We start from the raw sequence: 21,513 nt of genomic DNA on the forward strand, positions 1-21,513 counted from the left end.
GTGGCATTCCATCCGATTTCGCGCACAAATATTCGGCAATTTCAAAAATTATCAAACAAATTTCGTCTCTTAGCATGTCACCTATTCGTCATCTGCGCCCGGCTGGTCTTGACAATGGTGCGCCGCAATATCACACTCGCCCTACAGTCACTCGTGGCTGTAGATACCCTCCTTGGGTGTTTCCTCCCTAGACTTAACCGCGCGACAAGCGCGGTTTTTTTTGGCCAGTGACCGTGGCCAATGGTCAGGGCCACCCCGGTCAGGGCATGAAAGCCCCGCGTATCCTTGCGAAGATCTATTCTGCTGCGAGCGGCAGGCTCTCTGTCGAGCCCGCGACATGGGCTGCAAAATCGGCCACGAACGTGCCGAGGAGATGGGCGAGCCATTCGAATTCCGGCTTTTTCACCAGCGTCGTCTCGTCCACGTAGAGCCCACGATTGATCTCGATCTGCAAGGCGTGCAGACCGCGCGTCGGACGGCCGTAATGCTCCGTGATGAATCCACCGGCATAGGGCTTGTTGCGCGTCACCGTGAAGCCGAGGTTTTCGAGCAAGGTCACGGCCATGCGGGACAGGTCCGCCGAGGCGCTGGTGCCGTACCGGTCGCCGATGATGATGTCGGGCCGCAGGCCGCTCCCGGCCACCCGGACATTGCCGGGCATGGAGTGGCAGTCGATGAGGATCGCCCGCCCGAACAGCACATGCGTGCGTGCGATCAAGCGGCGAAGCGTTGCATGATACGGCTTGTAGATCGTCTCGATCCGTTCCAGCGCATGCTCGACGGGCATGCGGGTGCGATAGATCTCCATGTTCTCGGCCACCAGTCGCGGTATGGTGCCAAGCCCGCCGGCGACGCGCATCGAACTGATATTGGCATGCGGCGGCAGGGCACCGTCGAACATGCGCGGATCCAGCTCGTAGGGTTCGCGATTGACGTCGAGGAAAGCCCGCGGGAAATGCGCGACCAGCATCGGCGCGCCGAGCCCGACCGCACGGCCGAAAAGCTCGTCCACATAATGATCCTCGGAGCGACGAATGGCGCGCGCATCAAGTCGCGACTGCGCCAGAAACGCCTCGCTGTAGAGCCTGCCACTGTGCGGAGAGTTGAAAACAAAAGGGATTTTCTGATCGTCCGGCTCGCGAACGCAAAACAGGTCGTGTTCCCGAACCGTCTCCTCCATCGCGATCCTTTTTACCATGTCGTCATCTTGCCGCTTCGTTCATGTTGCCAGTTGCCCGCATCTGTGTCCATAGTCGCCCCTCACGAGGGTTGCGGGCTCGCGTGTCGCCCGGTCTTGACGTCCGGTCTTCACGGGATATTTACCCCATGGCGGTTTCATGAGGCGACCGCACCTTCCCGTCTATAGAGAAGACCTAGACAGCAACGGCTGGAAATCCATGAGTCCCAAAATTCTCCTCGCAGAAGACGACAACGACATGCGCCGTTTCCTGGTGAAGGCGTTGGAAAAAGCCGGTTACAAGGTCCTTTCCTTCGACAACGGAGCGAGTGCCTATGACCGCCTGCGGGAAGAGCCCTTTTCGCTCCTCCTGACCGACATCGTCATGCCGGAAATGGACGGTATCGAACTGGCGCGCCGCGCGACCGAGCTTGATCCCGATCTGAAAGTGATGTTCATCACCGGCTTTGCGGCCGTGGCGCTGAACCCCGACAGCAAGGCTCCGAAGGACGCCAAGGTTCTGTCCAAGCCCTTCCACCTTCGCGACCTGGTCGACGAAGTCAACAAGATGCTGGCGGCCTGACAGGTCACCAGCCCGGCCCCGCGCACCGGCGCTCTCCTTTTGTCAAAAAAGCATCACGATGCCTGTTGACGCTCAAAAAGGTTTGTGGTCTATGCGCGGCACGGATGGGCGTGTAGCTCAGCGGGAGAGCACTACGTTGACATCGTAGGGGTCACAGGTTCAATCCCTGTCACGCCCACCATCCTCTTCAAAAGCCCTGTTTCGACAGGGCTTTTTGCATTTCAGGGATTGGCCGCCACGACGCTTTCCGTTCGGTCGACGCGCCTTGGCACGCGATAGCCAGCTATCTTCACGACAGTCTGTCGACGGCCGACGCCGCCTTGGCGACGCCGCGCTTCACGTCGGCCTGTTCGGGTGCATCGATGCTGCGATAGCGCGCCTCGATGAAGCTGTAGAGGCCGAACGCAATCAGACCGGCTGCCGCCAGCGCGTAAAGATAGGTGCCCGTCGGCAGGTTGCGGACCCAGTCGAGTGCTTCCGGTACGCTGCCGGCCTGTCCCGAATCCACCACGACCGCGGCGAAAAGGACGAACCCGCCGGTGATCGACAGAACGAGCCCCCGCGCCGCAAGGCCGAAGACAGAGATGCCCCCGAGCAGATTGCGCTTGTCGGACGGCAGCGAGAGACGCTTGCGGTACGCGCCGGAGATTCCCCGCCAGGCCTGGACGGCACCGGCGGCGATGATGACGGCGCCTGCGGCGCCCACGAGAAAGCGGCCGAACGGCTGCTGCATCAGCCACGCCACAGGGCTCTTGCCTTCGCCCGATCCGTCTCCGGATGCCAGCACGAGGCGGGCGGCGGCCAGAGCGAGCGTGCCGTTGATGACGGCGCTTGCGAGATTGCCGGCGCGCGCCAGATAGCCCTTTGCGTTGTTCTCCTGGCTGTCGGCGTTGAGAAGCGCCTGCGCCAGCCGCCAGAGGACATGGCCGACCAGTCCGATGGCGACGGTTGCCAGAAGAAACCGGCCGAACGGCTGGCCAAGCAGGTTGGACAGGGCGCCATGCGTGCTGGCCTCTTCGCCGGACGAAGAACCGATGAGGGCGATCAGGCCGAGCGTGATGTAGACGACGCCGCGCGCCGCATAACCCCATCTGGCAAGAAATTCGAATGTGTTGGTCATCGTCCCCCCGATCATGATGCTTCCGCATGTGCGCCGGCTGGATGCCGGATCGCCTGCGTCTGTTGGTCTGCTCTGTGTCAGGAAGATTGACCGGCCGCGCCGGATGTCAATGTGCGGTGGGCATTCCCCTCCCCTTGACGCTCGTATCGTCTGGACGGGTGATCGACAGGCTCTCTGAACCAAGCTCCAGCCTCGCAGTCGGAATGCGGACGCTCGTTCCCATACGACGCGAGTTTCAGATAAAGGATGATCCTATGACCTCTCTTTCCCGCTCGGCGCTTTCTCTCGTGGCAGCCGCTGGATTTGCTCTTCTCAGCACAACGGCCTTTGCCGCCAACACGATCAAGGTGGTGGAAAGCGGCGAAGGCGGCGGTGAAATGGGCCTCAGCCTGGAGCCTGCAACGGTCAAGGCGGGTGCTACGGTGTTCACCGTCCACAATGCAGCTGTCGGCGAAGAGCATGAGATGATCGTCGTGCGGCTGAAGTCGCCCGACCAGAAAATTCCGCTGAACACGGCCAAGCACCGCGTCGAGGAAGGCAAGCTGAAGAGCCTCGGCGAAGTCGAAGATCTGAAGCCGGGCGCCGACGGCCAGCTGAAGACGACCCTGAAGGCCGGCACCTACCTCGTGTTCTGCAACATCAAGGGTCACTACGAAGCGGGCATGCAGGCGAAGCTGACGGTCACGCCGTAACACCTGTTTCTCCAGGAGCGGTGGCCGGGGCACGGTAACCGCGTCCGGCGCCCTGGCTTCGCTCCGGCATAATACGCGGAAATGCTGTCTTTGATGTCCAGCAAGCCTTGCCGAAGCATCTCTCGGCCGGGGCTTGCTGGAACGTTTGGGCCAAGGGCACGTTGTTGGCCATCGGCACCGGACAGCGAGGCTTCGGCATGACAAACTTTCCCGACGATCTCGAAGCGGCCCTGACGACGCACGCGCGGCAGCAGAACATTTCACGCGACGAGGCAATCCAGCGCATTGTCCGGGAATGGATGCGCACGCACGGATTTCTCGACAATATGGACGAGGCAGCGCCGCCCGTACCCGGCAAGCCGGATCCGGAATTCGTCCAATATCCGGGCTATTTTAAAGGCGACGGCAGTCTCTGACATATCTTCTGAAACGCAAAGGACCGCAGCAAACGTGCCGCGGCCCTTTTGTCATCATCGTCGAAAGACACTATGCCGGCGCATCAGTTCCGGTCAGGCAATCCCGGCAGGATCACCGATCGGCAGCAACGCCGGATCGTTCGGGTTTTTTGTGTCGCCCGGTGCGATCACGGGCGGCACCGGTGAACTGTCCTGACCGCGGTCGGGGATCCCCGGCGTGGAGATCGGCCCCCGCGGCGTATCGGTTTCGGGCGTCGGAAGCGGGTCACGATTTGGCATGATCTCATCCTTTCCTGTTACATTCCTGCCGTTAACGGGTCGGGTTGGCGATGGTTCCGATCTTTCCCGACCCACCAATCCGCAGGCTTGCTTGCAGCGGCAGGTGGTCGGAGGCAATGCGGGAGAGCGGCGTGCGGACGGGCCCAGCTGACACGGTTTCGATGTCTTCCGAAACGAAGATGTGATCGAGCCGCAGAAGCGGAAAGCGCGACGGAAACGTCGGCCCGATACGCCTGCGTCCTCCATCCGCTTTCCCCGGATCGTCGCCGACCCGGACAGGCGGAAGCCGGCGCTTCAAAAGCCCGTAGGCGACCGAGGACGGGATGGCGTTGAAGTCTCCGGCAAGAATGACCGGCGCGGTACGGCAAGCGTCATTGCCGATCCACGCGTCCCCAAGGAGCGCCTCGGCCTGGCGTCGCCGTTCGGTGCGGCCGAGGCCGAAATGCGTGTTGAAGATCTGGACGGTGCGACCGTCCACCTCGACCTCGACCCAGAGCGCGCCCCGGGTCTCGCCCATGGACGGGATGGGACCAGCCTTCACCAGCCGCGATGGCAGAGCCGTCAGGATGGCGTCGCCATATTGCTCGTCGCGGACATGCAGCGCGGGATGGAAGTGTGCCGTCACCTTCAGGGCATCGGCGATCCGAGCTGCCTGATCGATACCACCGGTGCGCGCGCGGCCGACATCGACCTCCTGCAGCGCGATCACGTCCGGCTGCGCCGCCGCGATGACCTCGGCAATGCGTTCCGGATCCATGCGCCGGTCCGTGCCGATACAGCTGTGGACATTATATGTGAGGATCGACAGGACGCTCGGCTGCGGCATGGGGGAGAACGGTGCGGCATGCGAGGGGGTGAATGACGGGGCAGGATGTTCAGGCATGGCGAGGGAACCCGATGGGGGGCCAATTCGTTCCGTGCGACAAAGCGGTCGCGATCGTCGCGCCTGTGCCCTGATATGCGATGCGCAGGACAAGAGAAACGCCTGCCAACGCGGTTTCGGCCTCACGTCTTGAGAGAGCGACCATCGAATGAGCCTTCGGATTATCTTTCGCGTTGTCGCTGTTGCGGCCGTTCTCTTCGCCGTTTATCTGCTTTTTCAGACGCTGCGTCAGTATACGCTGGACGAAATCCTGACGGCCTTGCGGGCGATTCCGGTTTCGCACCTGCTTCTCGGTCTCGCATTCGCGGCGGCATCCTATGCATGCCTCTCTTGCTTCGATGCGCTGGGCGTCCGCTACACCGGCAAGCGCCTGCCTTTCTACAAGACAGCCCTTGCGTCCTTCGTCAGCCTGTCGATCGGCCACAATGTCGGCGTTGCCGCGCTCAGCAGCGGTGCGGTGCGATACCGCTACTACGCCCGCTGGGGCCTGACGGCCGAGGATGTGGCGAAGATCGTGCTCTTCTGCGGCGTAACGGTTGCGCTTGGCCTGATGACGCTCGGAGGCGCAAGCCTGCTGCTCCGCCCGCAGGACGCGGCCGATATGACCGGTCTCAGCCGTAGCGCGGTCTTTGCCATCGGCATCATTTCGCTGATCGCGCCTGTCGTCTACCTCATGCTCTCCGCTTTCGTCCGCAAGCCGCTGACCATCAAAAGCTGGAGCTTCGACCTGCCGAAGCTGCCCATCGCCGCAGCGCAGATCGTCGTCGGCACGCTCAATTTCGCCTTTGTCGCAGCCAGCCTCCACCAGATGCTCTCGGCTTTCGCGGAGGCCGGCTATCTCAAGGTCGCCTCGGTCTCGATCATCGCCAATGTTGCCGCCATCATCAGCCATGTCCCGGGCGGCATCGGCGTTCTTGAAGCGACGGTCGCGCATATCCTTCCGGGTGCAGAATCGGTGGCCGCCGTCATCGCCTTCCGGGTGATCTACTATTTCATCCCGCTTGCCATCGGCCTGCCGACCCTGCTGATCAGCGAAATCCTCGTGAAAAGGAAGTCTGCGCTGTCCGCAGATGAAAGCGACGAGATGGACGGCCGACATGCAGGCTCGCCTGCCTGACGTCCCATCGCCGTTCGCAGATCGTTTCGATCGATCAGTGTTTGAAAGGCGCACGGTGTGGAAGCGCGGCAAGCCGGCCGTCAGGTGGCACTGCCGAAAATGCGGCTGGCAATGGCACTGGCGCCGCGACGCAGCGTGTCGATCGGGTGGATCGGTCCGGCAGGATCAACGAGATCGGTGCCCGGCAGCGGATCTTCCTCGCCTTCCGTGAGGTCGATATCGAAATGCCGAAGCCCGCGCCGCCCCGTGTTCAGCGCCTCCACCCCATCATGCAGCGAGTTCAGACGTGCAATCGTGTCGCGGACCGCATCCGGCGTGCTGTCGAGATGCTCGGCGAGCAGCCGGTAGCGGATATCGGCGATGGCTGCGCGCTGTTCCTCGCTGACGGCCTCGATCGCCATGTCGGCTTCGGTGTCCATGCCTTCGGAGCGGTTGTTGAGATTCGACGAGCCCAATCGGAGAAACCGGTCGTCGATGATGACCAGCTTGGAATGGACCAGCACCTCCTGCTGCCCGTCTTCGTCGTCGCTCGGCACGACGGCATACATCACGCGCAGCCGGTCATAGGGGTCGTTGCGCTTCAGCCGGCGGATCAGCCTGTCGCGATTGGTGCCCATGATGACCTTCTCGATGAACCCGTGCGAGATCCGGGTCACGACGATCAGGACTTCGGGGCCGTCCGGCCGTGCCAACCGCTCGATGAGGATATCGGCGATACCGAAGGCAGCAAGATATTGCGCTTCGATATAGACGACATGCTGGGCCGAGGTCAGCGCATCGGTCAGCATGTGAATGGATTCGTGGATACCCTCGTTGCCGATCGTTGCCGGTGTGGTCCGGGCGATCGCGACAGGGCATCCGGTCAGCGCCGGCGCCAGCGTTTCAGGCCAGGCAGTTTCCGCCCCGTCGACGGGCACGATTGTCTCGTCCATGGCATAGAACCAGCGTTCACGGCAGACATCGCCCAGCATGCGGGCGGCAGGTCCGGAAACGGCGGCCTGCATGTCGTGCACCGGCTCGTAGGCCTCGCCATCCGGCGTCACGCGCAGCGGATGGCCCGGCCTGTGGTCGCTGTCGTCCCAGCGCCGCGCGGTCAGGTCGATTCCGCCGATGAAACCCGTGGTATCGTCGATGCAGACGATCTTCTGGTGGTGCGAGCCGCGCAGCGGATGATGCGTGTCGAAATTCAGATGAATGCGGGGATGGCTCGCCCAGCCCTTCTTGCGGAAAAGCTTCAGCGACTTGCCGGAATAGATGGGCCCCATTGCCCAGACGAGAATGTGGATCTCGAGCGCAGGCTTGGCCTCGACAAGGGACAGCAGAAGGTTTCCCAGCGTCGGGCTCTCCGGATCTTCCGGCGTCAGGCGGATGTCGGGACTGAAATCCCAGCCGATGATCCAGATCCGCCGGGAGGCAAGCCGCAAGGCCCGATCCAACGTCTCAAAATAGGCCTTGCCGTCGATCATGAAGGCGATCTTGTCTGCCGTCTCCCGACGCCAGGCATTCTCGCCAATCCGGATGATGCTTGTCTCGCTGTCGCCAGAAGACCCTTCCTGAAGAGGGTTACCGTCATTCTCCTGGCCGACATGATACACGTGCAAATCCCCCGACCGGTTCTTCAGGCCATACTTCGTGGCGTTACCAAACGCCACGAATGCCGAAAAGTTCCGGGAGATTTCGTCCGGTGGGGCAACTATTCCGTGATCAGGAGAAGATAGGGCGAGCCCTCGATGTCTAGCAGATCCAGCGTTTGCCCGACCTCGACCGTTCCGCCATGGAGGACATTGCGGTAGGACCGGCCGGCCAGACCGTCCGGCAGGGAGACCCGGATCGCATCGAAGGCTCTGCTGAGATCGCCCTTGCCGAGCAATCCGAGCACCTTGCAGGGAGCAACGATAATGGCGGCGGCATTGCCCGACCGGCGCGCATAGGCGACCACGCTGCCGCTCGCCATCCCGGAGACATCGAGCGGCTGATAGTCGCCATCCTCGAAAAGACCGGGCGACGCACGTCGCGCCGAGATCAGGCGTGCAGTCAGAGCGATTTTTGCCTGTCCGGATGCACGCGCCTCGGCATCGAAAGAAAACCCGTCGGCCGCTTCCAGACGTTCTGCCATGGCCGCATAGTCCGGCATGCGCCGATTGTCGGGATCGACCAGGCTGAAATCCGAACGTTCCGACCCCTGATAGACGTCCGGCACGCCGGGAGCCGTCATCTTCACCAGTGTTTGGGTGAGCCCGTTGACGAGCCCTGCCTGTGCGAAAGGCTGCAGCGTCCTCACGAAATCATCGCGAAACGCCTTGTTATCCGGCGAAAGAAGCCCGGCGGCAAACGCCTGCACGGCGCCTTCATACGCCTCGTTCACCTCGGACCAGTTGCTGCGCTGCTTTGCTTCCCGCAGCATCTTTTCCACATAGGCGGAAAAGCGCTCCGCCAAGGCCTCGAGCGCTGCCGCGTCCGGCGTCGACGACGTTTCTTCCCAGGCACCGGCGAGCGCCTGATAGAGCGCCCACTCGACCGCAGGCTCCGGCGCAGGGCCGTCATCGAGCGTCGTGATCAGGCGGATGTTCATGGCGTGCCAGCGGGACACGGCCTCTGCCCATTCGGCAGGCGCCTCGCTGATGGCATACAGCCTGGCGCGCGCATCCTCGCCGCGCTTGGTGTCGTGGGTCGACGTGGTGGTAATTGCATGCGGCTGCTCGGCGGCACGGCGCCGCATCGCCGCATGGAAATGCGCAATCGACATCTCTTCCTCGGCCGGATCGCCGCCCACTTCGTTCAAGGCGAGCAGCCGGTGGTAGCGGTAGAACGCCGTATCCTCCATGGCTTTCGCCATGACCGGACCCGTGACCTGCTGGAACCGGCTGCGGAACTCGAACGCGTCCCCCTGCGTCGCGCCGGACAGCACGGCAACGATGGCATCGAGCGCTTTGCGCCCGTCGGTCGACAGCGTTTCGGAAGCCTCGCCGGCGGCACGATCGAGAACCTTTCGATCGTCCGCGTTCATCGCATCCCGCGTGCCGTAGGTCCTGTAGATCGGAAAGGCCGTGATCAAGGCCTTGAGCGCCGCATCCAGCGCCGCGTCGTGATGCTCTCCCCCGACCGAGGAACCTGCCAAAGCCACGAGCCGCTTGATCTCGCCCGCAAAGTTGACATCGAGCATGAGCGCCTTGGCGTCCTTCAGGATCGACGCATAGTCCTCACCGCCGGCAAACTCCGTATACGCCGCATCAAGCGCCTTTGCCTGCGCGGAATCGACGAAAAGATGCGCCAGCGCCGCGATGAATTCGTAGCCCGTCGTTCCCGCAATCGGCCAGCTCGCAGGCACGCGCTCGTTCCCCTCGATGATCTTCTCGACAACGAGATAGACATCGGGACCGACCGCATCGCGCAAGGTCTGCAGATAGGCTTCCGGATCGGCGAGACCGTCGACATGGTCGATGCGCAGCCCATCGACCGTGCCATCGCGGACCAGTTCGAGAATGAGGCGATGCGCTGCTTCGAAGACATCCGGCGCTTCGACCCGCAGACCGGCAAGGCCCGCCACCTCGAAAAAGCGGCGATAGCTGAGATCGCTCGCCGCCGTCTTCCAGTGCACGAGCCGGAACGCCTGCGCCGCGTGCGCAGCTCGGACCCGTTCGGCCGGCAAGCCGGAGAGAAACGTCGAAAGCGCCGTTCGATCAGCCTGCGAACCGCCCGCGATGAGGGTGTGCATCGTATGGTGGAAGGCCTCGTCTTCCTCTGCGGAGGCGGATGCGGCGAGCGCTGCGATCTTCGCCCCGAGCGTGCCTGGCGCACCCTCCAGCACCATCCCGTAGCTCGAGGGGTGAAGCGGAATGTTGCTCTCGTAATAGCCGAGTGCGAGGTTGCCAGCGGTTTCGTCGAGCCGGATCTCGATCTCGGCATCGTCCAGGGCCTCGTCGAAGCTCTTGCCGAGTTCTGCGATCGTCAGAGGGCGGGACCAGTCGATATCGTAGTAGTGCGCATAGGGGCTTTGCTCGCCCCATTCGACGACACTCCGCCACCAGCGGTTCTCCAGCGATGCGGCCATATGGTTCGGCACGATATCGAGGATGAGCCCGATATCGGCGGCCTTCAGGGCTGCCGACAGGCGATCGAAGCCCTCTCGCCCGCCGAGCGTCGCGTCGAACGCGTTGGGGTCGGTCACGTCGTAGCCATGCGTCGAACCTTCCGTCGCGGCAAAGATCGGCGAGGCGTAGAGATGGCTGATGCCGAGCGCCTTCCAGTGGTCGATCAGCGTGATGGCCTTGTCGAAGGTCATGCCGTTGCGGAACTGGAGCCGATAGGTGGCGATCGGAACTGTCATCGTGGAGGACTGCCTTTTGGAGAGGTCGGAACATGCGCAGGAGCCCGGCGCGCAAGGCGACGGACCTTGCTCGGGCGCAGCATGAACAGGCATCCCTGCCTGTTGGTTCCCGCCTCGGGCGGTGCGGGCGCAAACTCTTTGCCTGCGCGGAGGCAGAAACGCGCGAAAACTTGATCGCGGCGAACCGGATTGGCGTGAGAAGACCGTGACGCGACGGCAGTTTTACGCTAGGACGCCCCGAAACTGTCGTCGGACGTCGCGCCCAAGCGAATATCAGGCCCCGCCCGATCCTCACCAACGCCTCGAGGAAACGCCATGCCAGCCTATCGCTCCAGAACCACCACCCACGGCCGCAACATGGCCGGCGCCCGCGGCCTGTGGCGCGCCACCGGCATGAAGGACAGCGACTTTGGTAAGCCGATCATCGCCGTGGTCAACTCCTTCACCCAGTTCGTGCCGGGCCACGTGCACCTGAAGGACCTCGGCCAGCTGGTCGCCCGGGAGATCGAAGCGTCCGGCGGCGTTGCCAAGGAATTCAACACGATCGCGGTCGATGACGGCATCGCCATGGGCCATGACGGCATGCTCTACTCGCTGCCGTCGCGCGAGATCATCGCCGACTCGGTCGAATACATGGTGAATGCCCATTGCGCCGACGCGATGGTCTGCATTTCCAACTGCGACAAGATCACGCCCGGCATGCTGATGGCTTCGCTGCGCCTTAACATCCCGACCATCTTCGTCTCCGGTGGTCCGATGGAAGCCGGCAAGGTGCTTTTGTCCGATGGCAAAATCCACGCGCTCGACCTCGTGGACGCCATGGTGGCTGCGGCCGACGACAACATGTCGGATGCCGACGTCCAGACCATCGAGCGGTCCGCGTGCCCGACCTGCGGCTCCTGCTCCGGCATGTTTACCGCAAATTCGATGAACTGTCTGACGGAAGCGCTCGGCCTGTCCCTGCCCGGCAACGGTTCGACGCTCGCCACGCATTCGGATCGCGAGAAGCTGTTCCTGGAGGCCGGCCGCAGCATCGTCGGCCTGACCAAGCGCTACTATGAACAGGACGACGAAACCGCGCTGCCGCGCACGATCGCCTCCAAGGGCGCGTTCGAGAATGCGATGGCGCTCGACATCGCCATGGGCGGCTCGACCAACACCGTCCTGCACATTCTGGCCGCCGCCCACGAAGGCGAAATCGATTTCAACCTCGACGACATCGACCGGCTGTCGCGCAAGGTGCCCTGCCTGTCGAAGGTGGCGCCGGCCAAGGCCGACGTCCACATGGAAGACGTGCATCGCGCGGGCGGCATCATGGCGATCCTGGGCGAACTGAACCGGGCCGGCCTCATCAATGCCGATCTGCCGACCGTGCACGCAAAAACGCTCGGCGATGCGCTGTCGCAATGGGACATTGCCGTTACCGACAATCCCGCCGCACTCGAACTCTTTTCCGCCGCACCCGGCGGCGTGCCGACGCAGGTGGCCTTCAGCCAGAGCGCCCGCTGGAAGGAGCTCGATTTCGACCGTGAAAAGGGCGTCATCCGCGACGCGCAGCACCCCTTCTCCAAGGATGGGGGCCTTGCCGTGCTCAAGGGCAACATCGCGCTCGACGGCTGCATCGTGAAGACGGCCGGCGTGGACGAGTCCATCCTCAAATTCTCGGGCCCCGCCCGCGTCTTTGAAAGCCAGGATGCGTCCGTCAAGGCGATCCTCTCCAACCAGGTGGTCGCGGGCGACGTCGTCGTCATCCGCTACGAAGGCCCGAAGGGCGGCCCCGGCATGCAGGAAATGCTCTATCCCACGAGCTACCTGAAATCGAAGGGCCTGGGGAAAGCCTGCGCGCTCATCACCGACGGGCGCTTCTCGGGCGGCACGTCCGGTCTCTCGATCGGTCACGTTTCCCCGGAAGCGGCCAATGGCGGCACGATCGGCCTCGTGCGCGAAGGCGACATGATCGATATCGACATCCCCAATCGCACGATCTCGCTGCGCGTTTCCGAAGACGAGCTGGCGCAGCGCCGAAGGGAGCAGGATGCCTATGGCTGGAAGCCGACGGAAGAGCGCAAGCGCAAGGTTACGACGGCGCTGAAGGCCTATGCCGCCTTCGCAACCTCGGCCGACCGCGGTGCCGTCCGCATCCTGCCCGAGTAGGAAAACATCCGGGCCTGCCGCTGACGGCAGGCCCGGATCCCGGCGGCCCAAAGCGGGCCGGCGCGGGTGACGATCGCTGACAAAACCGGTCGATGGCGGTCGGACCGCAGCCTGCCTCGGCAGCAAGACAGCGCGTGATCCGGTCCCGTCGCAGCAGACGACCTGCCGATTTTTCAGCCTTGCTTTATTTCGTTGCATTGCACACAGTCCCGGCATGATGGCCACCATCCGTCATCGAGGGGACCGCATGTCGATCAAAGCCAGCATCTATCATCTGACCCATTACACCTATGACCGGCCGGTCCGCCTCGGCCCGCAGGTGATCCGGCTGAAGCCGGCCCCGCATTCCAAGACGAAGGTGCTGAGCCATTCCCTCAAGGTAACCCCTGCCAACCATTTCGTGACCCTGCAGCAGGATCCCTATGGCAGCTACCTCGCGCGGTACGTCTTCCCCGACCCGGTGACCGAGTTCAAGATCGAAGTCGATCTCGTGGCCGACATGACCGTCTACAATCCGTTCGATTTCTTCGTGGAAGAAAGCGCCGAGACCTGGCCCTTCGACTATCCCGCCGATATCCGGCAAGACCTGGAGATCTACAGCCGGCCGGAGCCGGCCGGCCCTGCCCTCCAGGCCTATCTCGATGGCCTCGACCGCACGCCGATGAACACGGTCGACTTCGTGGTCGGCATCAACATGCGTCTGCAGCAGGCGGTCAACTACGTCATCCGCATGGAGCCCGGCGTGCAGACGCCCGAGGAGACCCTGACGAAGGCGCTCGGCTCCTGCCGCGACAGCAGCTGGCTTCTCGTCCAGATCCTGCGCCATCTCGGCCTCGCCGCACGCTTCGTATCCGGCTATCTCATCCAGCTGGCGCCGGATTTGAAGGCCCTTGACGGGCCCTCCGGCACCGAGGTCGATTTCACCGACCTGCACGCCTGGTGCGAGGTCTATCTTCCCGGCGCCGGCTGGGTCGGGCTCGATCCGACCTCGGGCCTCCTCACAGGCGAAAGCCATATTCCGCTGTCGGCCACGCCGCACTACAGCAACGCCGCGCCGATCGCCGGCGGCTTTTCCGGCGATCCGGACACGCAGACCGCCTTCGCTTTCGAGATGCGGGTCGACCGTGTCGCCGAGCATCCGCGGATCACCAAGCCGTTTTCCGACCAGAGCTGGGACGCCCTGAACGCGCTCGGCCACGAGGTGGACGCCGCGCTTACAGCCAACGACGTCCGCCTGACCATGGGGGGAGAGCCGACCTTCGTGTCGATCGACGACTTCGAATCCGGCGAATGGAACACGGACGCGGTCGGACCGACGAAGCGCGCCAAGGCCGACGACCTGATCCGGCGCCTGCGCGAGCGTTTCGCCCCCGGCGGCTTCCTCCACTACGGTCAGGGAAAGTGGTATCCTGGCGAAAGTCTGCCGCGCTGGACCTTCTCGCTCTATTGGCGCCGCGATGGCGTGCCGATCTGGCGCAATCCGGATCTCGTCGCGCGCGAGCACGTGGACACCAAGGCGGGACCGGAAGAAGCCGAAAAGCTGCTGACCGGCATTGCCGTGGCGCTCGGGATCGAGCCGGACATGGTCCTGCCGGCCTATGAAGATCCGGCAGAATGGATCATCAAGGAAGGCAGCCTGCCGGAAAATGTCGATCCGTCCAATTCCAAGCTGAAGGATGCCGAGGAACGCAGCCGCATCGCCCGCGTCTTCGAGCGCGGACTGACGGTCCCCACCGGCTTCGTGCTGCCCGTACAGGCCTGGAATGCGCACGCCTCGGGCGAGCAGGCGGCCGGTCGCCGGTGGATGAGCGAACGCTGGCGTACGCGCCGGGGCAAGATCTTTCTCGTGCCGGGCGACAGCCCGGTCGGCTACCGCATCCCGCTCGGCGCCCTGCCCTATATTCCGCCATCCCAGTTTCCCTATATCCACGAGGCCGACCCTTCGATCCCCCGCGCCTCCCTGCCGGACTTTCCCGTCGGTGCGGACCGCTCCGCCGCAGCCCAGAAACCCGATCGCGCGATGGCGGAAGCCTCCTTCCAGGCTGCGGAAGCGCAGCAGGACCGCAACGAACAGGTGCTGGCCGAGATTGGCGGCGCCGTGCGCACGGCGATGACCGTCGAGCCCCAGAACGGCCGCCTCTGCGTCTTCATGCCGCCCGTGGAGCGGATCGAGGACTATCTCGACCTGATCGCCGCCGCCGAAACGGCCGCGAGCGACCTGGGACTGGCCGTCCATATCGAAGGATACGCGCCGCCGCATGACGAGCGCGTCAACGTCATGCGCGTCGCCCCGGATCCCGGCGTCATTGAAGTCAACGTGCATCCGGCCGCAAGCTGGCAGGAATGCGTCGACATCACCTCGGTCATCTACGAGGAGGCGCGCCAGTCGCGGCTGGGGGCGGACAAGTTCATGATCGACGGTCGCCACACCGGCACCGGCGGCGGCAATCACGTGGTGGTCGGCGGACGAAACCCGAACGACAGCCCGTTCCTTCGTCGTCCGGACCTGTTGAAAAGTCTCGTGATCCACTGGCAGCGCCACCCGTCGCTCTCCTACCTGTTCTCAGGCATGTTCATCGGCCCGACCAGCCAGGCGCCGCGCATCGACGAGGCGCGTCACGACAGTCTCTACGAGCTCGAGACCGCCATGGCGCAGGTGCCGCTGCCCGGCGAGGGCGTGCCGCCGCTGCCCTGGCTGACCGACCGCCTGTTCCGCAACCTTCTGACGGACGTGACCGGCAACACGCATCGCTCGGAAATCTGCATCGACAAGCTGTTCTCGCCCGATGGCCCGACCGGTCGTCTCGGCCTCGTCGAGTTCCGCGGCTTTGAAATGCCGCCGAACGCGCGCATGTCGCTCGCCCAGCAGCTTCTGGTGCGCGCCCTCATCGCCCGTTTCTGGCAAAATCCGATCGATGGCCGTCTCGTGCGCTGGGGTACGACCCTGCACGACCGCTTCATGCTGCCGCACCATGTCTGGGCCGACTTCCTCGACGTCCTCGCCGACCTCCGCGCCAACGGCTTCGATTTCCGTCCGGAATGGTTCGAGGCGCAGCTGGAGTTCCGCTTCCCGTTCTGCGGCGAGGTGACCTACGAGGGGGCGAAACTCGAGCTGCGACAGGCGCTGGAGCCCTGGAACGTCATGGGCGAGCAGGGTGCGATTGGCGGGACCGTGCGCTACGTCGACAGCTCGGTCGAACGCTTGCAGGTGCGCTTCGAGACCGCCAATCCCGGCCGCTATACCGTGGCCTGCAACGGCCGCCCGGTGCCGCTCAACGCGACGGGCGTGAACGGCGTCTCCGTCGCCGGCGTGCGCTACAAGGCCTGGCAGCCGGCTGCCGGGCTGCACCCGGTGCTGCCGGTCAACACGCCCCTGACCTTCGATATTTACGACACCTGGTCGCAACGTTCGATCGGCGGCTGCATCTACCATGTAGCCCATCCCGGCGGCCGCAACTACGACACGTTCCCGGTCAACGGCAACGAGGCGGAAGCGCGGCGGCTGGCGCGGTTCGAGCCCTGGGGTCATACGGCCGGCGGCTATGTGCTGGCGCCGGAACCGCCCTCGCCGGAGTTTCCCTTCACCCTGGACCTGCGCCGGCCTGCGGGACTGTAAAGCGACATGACACAAAAGCCGACGGCAGAGGCCATCAAGGGGAGACACGGTAGCACGAGCGCCGGGAGCGCCAAGGGCGACAACCCGGTCGCCGACTATCGCGCGCTTCCCGGCATCGCGGACGAGATGGTGGATGCACACGGCAAGGTGCGGCCGGTCTGGCAGAATCTCGTTTCCGCCATCGGCCGCATGGATGCGGCGGAGCTAGCCAACCGCTTCGCCCGCGCCGATCGGTATCTCCGGGATGCCGGCGTCTTCTATCGCGCCTATGGGACGAAGGAAAACTCCGAACGCAACTGGCCGCTGTCGCATATCCCCGTGCTGATCGCCGAGCGCGAATGGGAGAACCTGTCGCGCGGTCTCATCCAGCGCGCCGACCTGCTGGAGCGGATCGCGGCCGACATTTACGGGCCCAACACGCTCGTCAACGAAGGCTTTCTGCCGCCGTCCCTCGTCGGCGGGAACGCGGAATTCCTCCGCCCCATGGTCGGCGTAAAGCCAGCCGACGGCAATTTCCTGCACTTCGTGTCGTTCGAGATCGGGCGTGGCCCGGACGGAAACTGGTGGGTGCTCGCCGACCGCACGGAAGCCCCATCCGGCGCCGGCTTCGCACTCGAAAACCGGGTCGCGACGACACGCGCCTTCTCCGACATCTACGCCGAAACCCATGTCCATCGTCTCGCCCGCTTTTTCGTCGCCTTCCGCGATGCCCTGCAGATGCGCAAGCGTTCGCCGGATGACCGCATCGCCGTGCTGACGCCGGGCGTTGCCAACGAGACCTATTTCGAACACGCCTATATCGCCCGCTATCTCGGCTTCATGCTGCTGGAAGGCGAGGACCTCACCGTGGTGGACGGGCGCGTGATGGTGCGCACCGTCGCCGGCCTGAAGCCGGTCGGCATTCTCTGGCGACGGCTGGACTCCTCCTTCGCCGATCCCCTCGAGCTCAATCAGCGCTCCCATATCGGCACGCCCGGTCTTCTGGCAGCGTTGCGCGCCGGCACCGTGTCGATCGTCAACGCGCTCGGCTCCGGCATTCTGGAAACACGCGCGCTTCTCGCCTTCATGCCGACCATCTGCCATCATCTGCTCGGGGAGGATCTGCTGCTGCCGAGCATCGCCACCTGGTGGTGCGGGCAGAAGCCGGAACGGGAGCAGGTGGCGCGCAACATCGAGAAGATGGTCATCGGGCCTGCCTATTCGACTCGCCCCTTTTTCGACGACAACGGCCAGTCGGTTCTGGGATCAGCGATGCGCGAAACCGCCAAGCTGTCGATCCGCGACTGGCTGGAGAATGAGGGGCAGAAACTGGTCGGCCAGGAGGTCGTCACCCTGTCGACGACGCCGGCCTGGGTCGATGGCAAGCTTACACCGCGCCCGATGAGTCTGCGCGTCTACCTCGCCCGGACGCGGAACGGCTGGCAGGTCATGCCCGGCGGCTTTGCGCGGATTTCCAGCGGCGCGGATGCCGCGGCCATCGCCATGCAGGCGGGCGGCTCCGCAGCCGACGTCTGGATCGTCAGCGATCGCCCCGTCGAGCGCACCACCCTCCTCACCTCCGACGAAACCTTCATCCGCACCATGCCCGGCAGCCTGCCGAGCCGCGCGGCCGACAATCTCTTCTGGCTCGGCCGCTATATCGAACGTTCGGAAGGCGCGCTGCGCATCCTGCGCGCCTGGCACGGGCGCTTCGCCGAAAATGCCAACAGCGAAATGCCGCTGCTGAAGAACGTTTCCGACTATCTGAAAGTGCTCGACATCGACAGCGCGCAGCCCGTGCCCGATAGCCTCGTCGCCAATATCGACAGCGCTCTCTACTCTGCGAGCAATATCCGCGACCGCTTTTCCGCCGATGGCTGGCTCGCGCTGAACGATCTGTCGAAAACGGTACGGAAATTTCGGGCGACGGTCGAGGCCGGCGATGACGCGACGCATGCCATGACCATCCTGCTGCGCAAGCTTGCCGGCTTTGCCGGTCTCGTGCACGAAAACATGTACCGCTTCACCGGCTGGCGCTTTCTGTCGATCGGACGATATCTCGAGCGCGGCATGCATATGACTCGCCTGCTCGGCCACATGTCCGGCCGGGATGCGCCGGACGGATCGCTCGACATGTTGCTGGAAATCGGCGACAGCGTGATGACCCACCGGCGCCGCTACAACGTGAACACGGCCCCCTTGACGGTGACCGACCTCCTGGCGCTCGACCCGCTCAACCCACGGTCCATCCTCTACCAGCTGAACGAGATCCGCGCCGAAGTCGAGCAACTGCCAAACGCCTATGCCAACGGCCAGATGTCGCCCTTCTATCGCGAGGCGGTACGCTTGCACTCGGGTCTTGCGGTCATGACGCCCGAGGGGATGACCAGCGAGGTCTACGATCATCTCGAAAAGGAAATGGAGCGTTTCTCCGACATTCTCGCCCAGACCTATCTGAGCTGACCGGCGTCACGAAGGCACGTGTCACAAGCTTCTTCCGGTCGCTGCTTTTCTAATGCGCCGCTGCGTCAAACAGGGCATAGAGTGGGACGGACGGCTCTGCCACGCGGCAGGGCGGGGCGACAGGCGCGGCGGATCCATGCTCTACGACATCAGCCTCAAGATCACCTACAGCTACGAGATCCCGGTGTCCGGCGGGCGCCATATCGTGCGCGTCCTGCCCCTGTCCCTGCCCGCGCGCCAACGGCTGGTGGCCGGCACCGTCACCTGCTCCCCCGTGCCCGAGGAGCGGACCGACATGTTCGACTTCTTCCAGAACCCGGCGACGTCCATCCTTTTTCGCAAGTTGCATGACGAACTGGTGATCCATATGAAGGCGCGGGTGCAGCTGGATGCGGCCATGCCGACGGCCGACTTCTCGCCGGATCTTGCCGCCTTCCCTGCGGAGATCGGTGCCGTCTGGTCGCTCGATGCCGGTTCGCCACACCATTTCCTCGCACCGAGCCCCCGCCTTGCCGAGGATCCGACGATCGCGGCCTATGCCCGCGGAATTGCCAAGCCCGGCATGACGGTTCGCGAGATCGCCGGTCTCCTGTGCGAGCGGATCTACAGGGATTTCAAATACGATCCCAAGGCGACGTCCGTCGACAGCACCCCGATCGAGGCCTTCCGCCTGAAAAAGGGCGTGTGCCAGGATTTCGCGCATATCATGATCGTCGCGCTGCGTGCGCTCGGCATTCCCGCCGGCTATGTCAGCGGCTTTCTGCGCACGCTGCCGCCGCCGGGCAAGGAGCGCCTGGAAGGGGCCGACGCGATGCACGCCTGGGTGCGCGTCTGGTGCGGCAAGACGCTGGGCTGGGTGGAGCTCGACCCGACCAACAACGTCCCGGCCGGCACCGACCACATCGTCGTCGGTCACGGACGCGACTATTCCGATGTCGCCCCGGTCATCGGCGTTCTCAAAAGCTATGGCAGCCACAAAACGGATCAGGCGGTCGACGTCGTGCCCGTCTCCTGACGCTGCCCCGCCCTCATCTGTGCCGTTCCGCACCACCTGTCCCGCCCGCGGGACAGGCCGGCGACGAAAATCCGCGATGCCCGTAAAAGTTTAACGTCTCTCGTAAGCGAGCGCCAACGAAGCCCTGCTATTCGGGGGCGACGGCTGGCGACAGAACCATCGTCGAGCGGAACGTGAACGCGGGAGACGGATATGACAGGCATGATCGGCTTGGTCGGACGCAGCCTGAAGGACAGGAGCGGCAACATCGCGCTGATGGCGGCCATGGTCCTTCCCGTCGTTCTCTTCGGTGCCGGCGTCGCGGTCGACACGACCAACATCGTCCTGCAAAAGAACCGGTTGCAGGCAGCCGTCGACAGCGGTGCGCTGGCCGCAGCGTCAGGGCTTGCAAACAAGCATATGAGTGTGGACGAGGCCAAGAAGACGGCACGCGACTATCTGGTGACGGCGATGCGAACCACCGCGTCGAGCCTCGTGCCGGATGGCGCCGGCGCAGCCGGAGCCGAAGCCGGCGCCAAACAGGCGAAGGCAGACCAGGAGCTGATCGACAATACGGTGATCTCGATCGAGCCCAAAACCCTTCAGACGGGCGCCAAGGCTTACGACATCAGTGTCCAGACCACGCTGACCGTCGAACTCAATGCCATGACCCGCCTCCTCAGCAGCGGCGTCGTCAACCTCGCCGCCACCGGCAAGTCGGAGGGCGTATCGGAAACGAAGAATGCCCTGTCCATGGTGCTCGTGCTCGATCGCTCCGGATCGATGGCCTGGAAGACGGACACGACGGACCCTTCGACCAGCGGCTGCTATATCTACGAGGAAGCCTATTGGCCGAAATCCAAGTGGAACGTGCCCTGCTACGTCTCCAAGATCGATACGCTGAAGAAGGCGGTCAAAAGCCTCCTCACCCAGTTGAAGACCGCCGACCCGAACGCGGACTATGTGAGAACGTCGGCCGTTTCCTACAACAATGCACAGGATCCGGCCGGCACCCTGTCCTGGGGCACCGCCAGCACGGAGACCTATGTCAACGCTCTGATCGCCTCGGGGGGAACCGACTCCAGCGACGCCTTCACATCGGCCTATCGCGATCTGTCGAAGGCCAGCGAGCTGCAGGCCCACGCCCAGAAAAGTGGCGCCGTGCCGACCAAATACATCGTCTTCATGACGGATGGCGAAAACAACTATTTCCAGAACAAGACCGGCGCCGCGCAGGCGACCCGATCCGACGATGCCACGAAGTTCTATTGCGACAAGGCCCGGGAAGACGGCATCAAGGTCTTTACCGTCGCCTTCAAGGCACCCAAGCGCGGCCAAACGCTGCTTCAAGGCTGCGCAACGGATGCCAGTTACTACTTCCAGGCGGAAAAGAGCGAGGATCTCGTCGCCGCATTCAAGGCGATCGGCGACAAGGCCAGCAGCCTCGTGGTCCGGCTGACGCAATAGTCACCGTTTGATCCCTGAAGGACTGAGAAACCGCGCGATCCGTTCGCGCGGTTTTTGCGCGCGCAGGCCTCCAGCTCGACCGCATGTCCTGGGCTGTCGGGAAGTCTTCGGCGTCAGCGGCGGCCTACCCCTTGCACGCGCGACCGAGCCGGCTAAAGACGGTCGGCATGCGGACGCCACGCCCCGGGTTCATTTTACATCCTCTTGAAAACACTTATTGCAAGCGCTTCGTATCGGTGCATACAT

15 protein-coding genes and 1 tRNA gene are annotated in these 21,513 nt (G+C 63.9%); 10 read left to right on the forward strand and 6 right to left on the reverse strand.

Going from position 1 to position 21,513, the window contains the following annotated elements; genetic code table 11:
• Window positions 1-295 precede the first annotated feature (295 nt).
• Window positions 296-1,180 carry an N-formylglutamate amidohydrolase gene (locus tag ASG25_RS14860; RefSeq protein WP_062475265.1) on the reverse strand — a complete coding sequence of 295 codons (885 nt, stop codon included), beginning with the start codon at window positions 1,178-1,180 and terminating at the stop codon, window positions 296-298.
• Between the two features lie 217 nt (window positions 1,181-1,397).
• Between ASG25_RS14860 and cpdR1 the strand changes: the two genes are divergently transcribed.
• The gene (cpdR1, locus tag ASG25_RS14865; RefSeq protein ID WP_018327941.1) at window positions 1,398-1,760 is read left to right on the forward strand and encodes a response regulator CpdR1; all 363 of its coding nucleotides are present in this window, start codon (window positions 1,398-1,400) and stop codon (window positions 1,758-1,760) included.
• A gap of 106 nt (window positions 1,761-1,866) precedes the next feature.
• Window positions 1,867-1,941, forward strand: a tRNA-Val gene (locus ASG25_RS14870).
• A gap of 108 nt (window positions 1,942-2,049) precedes the next feature.
• On the opposite strand, the gene ASG25_RS14875 is transcribed toward ASG25_RS14870, so the two are convergent.
• Window positions 2,050-2,880 (reverse strand): DUF1206 domain-containing protein, encoded by an 831-nt coding sequence (locus tag ASG25_RS14875; RefSeq protein ID WP_162242197.1) that lies wholly within the window; start codon window positions 2,878-2,880, stop codon window positions 2,050-2,052.
• Between the two features lie 254 nt (window positions 2,881-3,134).
• Here ASG25_RS14875 and ASG25_RS14880 point away from each other — a divergent pair, with 254 nt between their 5' ends.
• Together ASG25_RS14880 and ASG25_RS14885 are read left to right on the forward strand one after the other, a co-directional pair.
• The gene (locus ASG25_RS14880) at window positions 3,135-3,572 is read left to right on the forward strand and encodes a plastocyanin/azurin family copper-binding protein (RefSeq protein ID WP_062475271.1); all 438 of its coding nucleotides are present in this window, start codon (window positions 3,135-3,137) and stop codon (window positions 3,570-3,572) included.
• Between the two features lie 197 nt (window positions 3,573-3,769).
• A complete protein-coding gene (locus ASG25_RS14885; RefSeq protein WP_156379864.1) occupies window positions 3,770-3,988 on the forward strand; it encodes a CopG family transcriptional regulator in 219 nt (72 codons plus the stop codon).
• Window positions 3,989-4,081: 93 nt separating this feature from the next.
• Here the strand turns inward: ASG25_RS14885 and ASG25_RS14890 are convergent, their stop codons facing one another.
• Entirely contained in the window at window positions 4,082-4,267 is a 186-nt protein-coding gene (locus ASG25_RS14890) for a hypothetical protein (RefSeq protein WP_062475278.1), read from the reverse strand.
• A 31-nt stretch (window positions 4,268-4,298) separates the two neighbouring features.
• A complete protein-coding gene (locus ASG25_RS14895) occupies window positions 4,299-5,024 on the reverse strand; it encodes an endonuclease/exonuclease/phosphatase family protein (protein ID WP_244479416.1) in 726 nt (241 codons plus the stop codon).
• Between the two features lie 274 nt (window positions 5,025-5,298).
• Here ASG25_RS14895 and ASG25_RS14900 point away from each other — a divergent pair, with 274 nt between their 5' ends.
• The gene (locus tag ASG25_RS14900) at window positions 5,299-6,267 is read left to right on the forward strand and encodes a lysylphosphatidylglycerol synthase domain-containing protein (protein ID WP_062475285.1); all 969 of its coding nucleotides are present in this window, start codon (window positions 5,299-5,301) and stop codon (window positions 6,265-6,267) included.
• 80 nt (window positions 6,268-6,347) lie between these two features.
• On the opposite strand, the gene ASG25_RS14905 is transcribed toward ASG25_RS14900, so the two are convergent.
• Window positions 6,348-7,862, reverse strand: coding sequence for a phospholipase D-like domain-containing protein (locus ASG25_RS14905; RefSeq protein WP_156379865.1), 1,515 nt, complete (start codon window positions 7,860-7,862; stop codon window positions 6,348-6,350).
• Window positions 7,863-7,960: 98 nt separating this feature from the next.
• Window positions 7,961-10,594 carry a malto-oligosyltrehalose synthase gene (gene treY / locus ASG25_RS14910; protein WP_062475288.1) on the reverse strand — a complete coding sequence of 878 codons (2,634 nt, stop codon included), beginning with the start codon at window positions 10,592-10,594 and terminating at the stop codon, window positions 7,961-7,963.
• A gap of 315 nt (window positions 10,595-10,909) precedes the next feature.
• Here treY and ilvD point away from each other — a divergent pair, with 315 nt between their 5' ends.
• The 5 genes from ilvD (at window position 10,910) to ASG25_RS14935 (ending at window position 21,267) form a co-directional block, all read left to right on the forward strand.
• On the forward strand, window positions 10,910-12,748 hold the full coding sequence (gene ilvD / locus ASG25_RS14915) for a dihydroxy-acid dehydratase (RefSeq protein ID WP_062475291.1): 1,839 nt from the start codon (window positions 10,910-10,912) through the stop codon (window positions 12,746-12,748).
• Between the two features lie 247 nt (window positions 12,749-12,995).
• Window positions 12,996-16,364 carry a transglutaminase family protein gene (locus ASG25_RS14920; protein WP_062475293.1) on the forward strand — a complete coding sequence of 1,123 codons (3,369 nt, stop codon included), beginning with the start codon at window positions 12,996-12,998 and terminating at the stop codon, window positions 16,362-16,364.
• A gap of 33 nt (window positions 16,365-16,397) precedes the next feature.
• Entirely contained in the window at window positions 16,398-18,806 is a 2,409-nt protein-coding gene (locus ASG25_RS14925; RefSeq protein ID WP_347360111.1) for a circularly permuted type 2 ATP-grasp protein, read from the forward strand.
• Between the two features lie 136 nt (window positions 18,807-18,942).
• Complete coding sequence (locus ASG25_RS14930; protein WP_062475299.1) at window positions 18,943-19,821, forward strand: transglutaminase family protein; 879 nt, start codon at window positions 18,943-18,945, stop codon at window positions 19,819-19,821.
• A 192-nt stretch (window positions 19,822-20,013) separates the two neighbouring features.
• A complete protein-coding gene (locus ASG25_RS14935; protein ID WP_062475301.1) occupies window positions 20,014-21,267 on the forward strand; it encodes a pilus assembly protein in 1,254 nt (417 codons plus the stop codon).
• Window positions 21,268-21,513: the final 246 nt, after the last annotated feature.

The sequence above is a fragment of the Rhizobium sp. Leaf384 genome (assembly GCF_001424065.1).
Taxonomy (GTDB): domain Bacteria; phylum Pseudomonadota; class Alphaproteobacteria; order Rhizobiales; family Rhizobiaceae; genus Ferranicluibacter.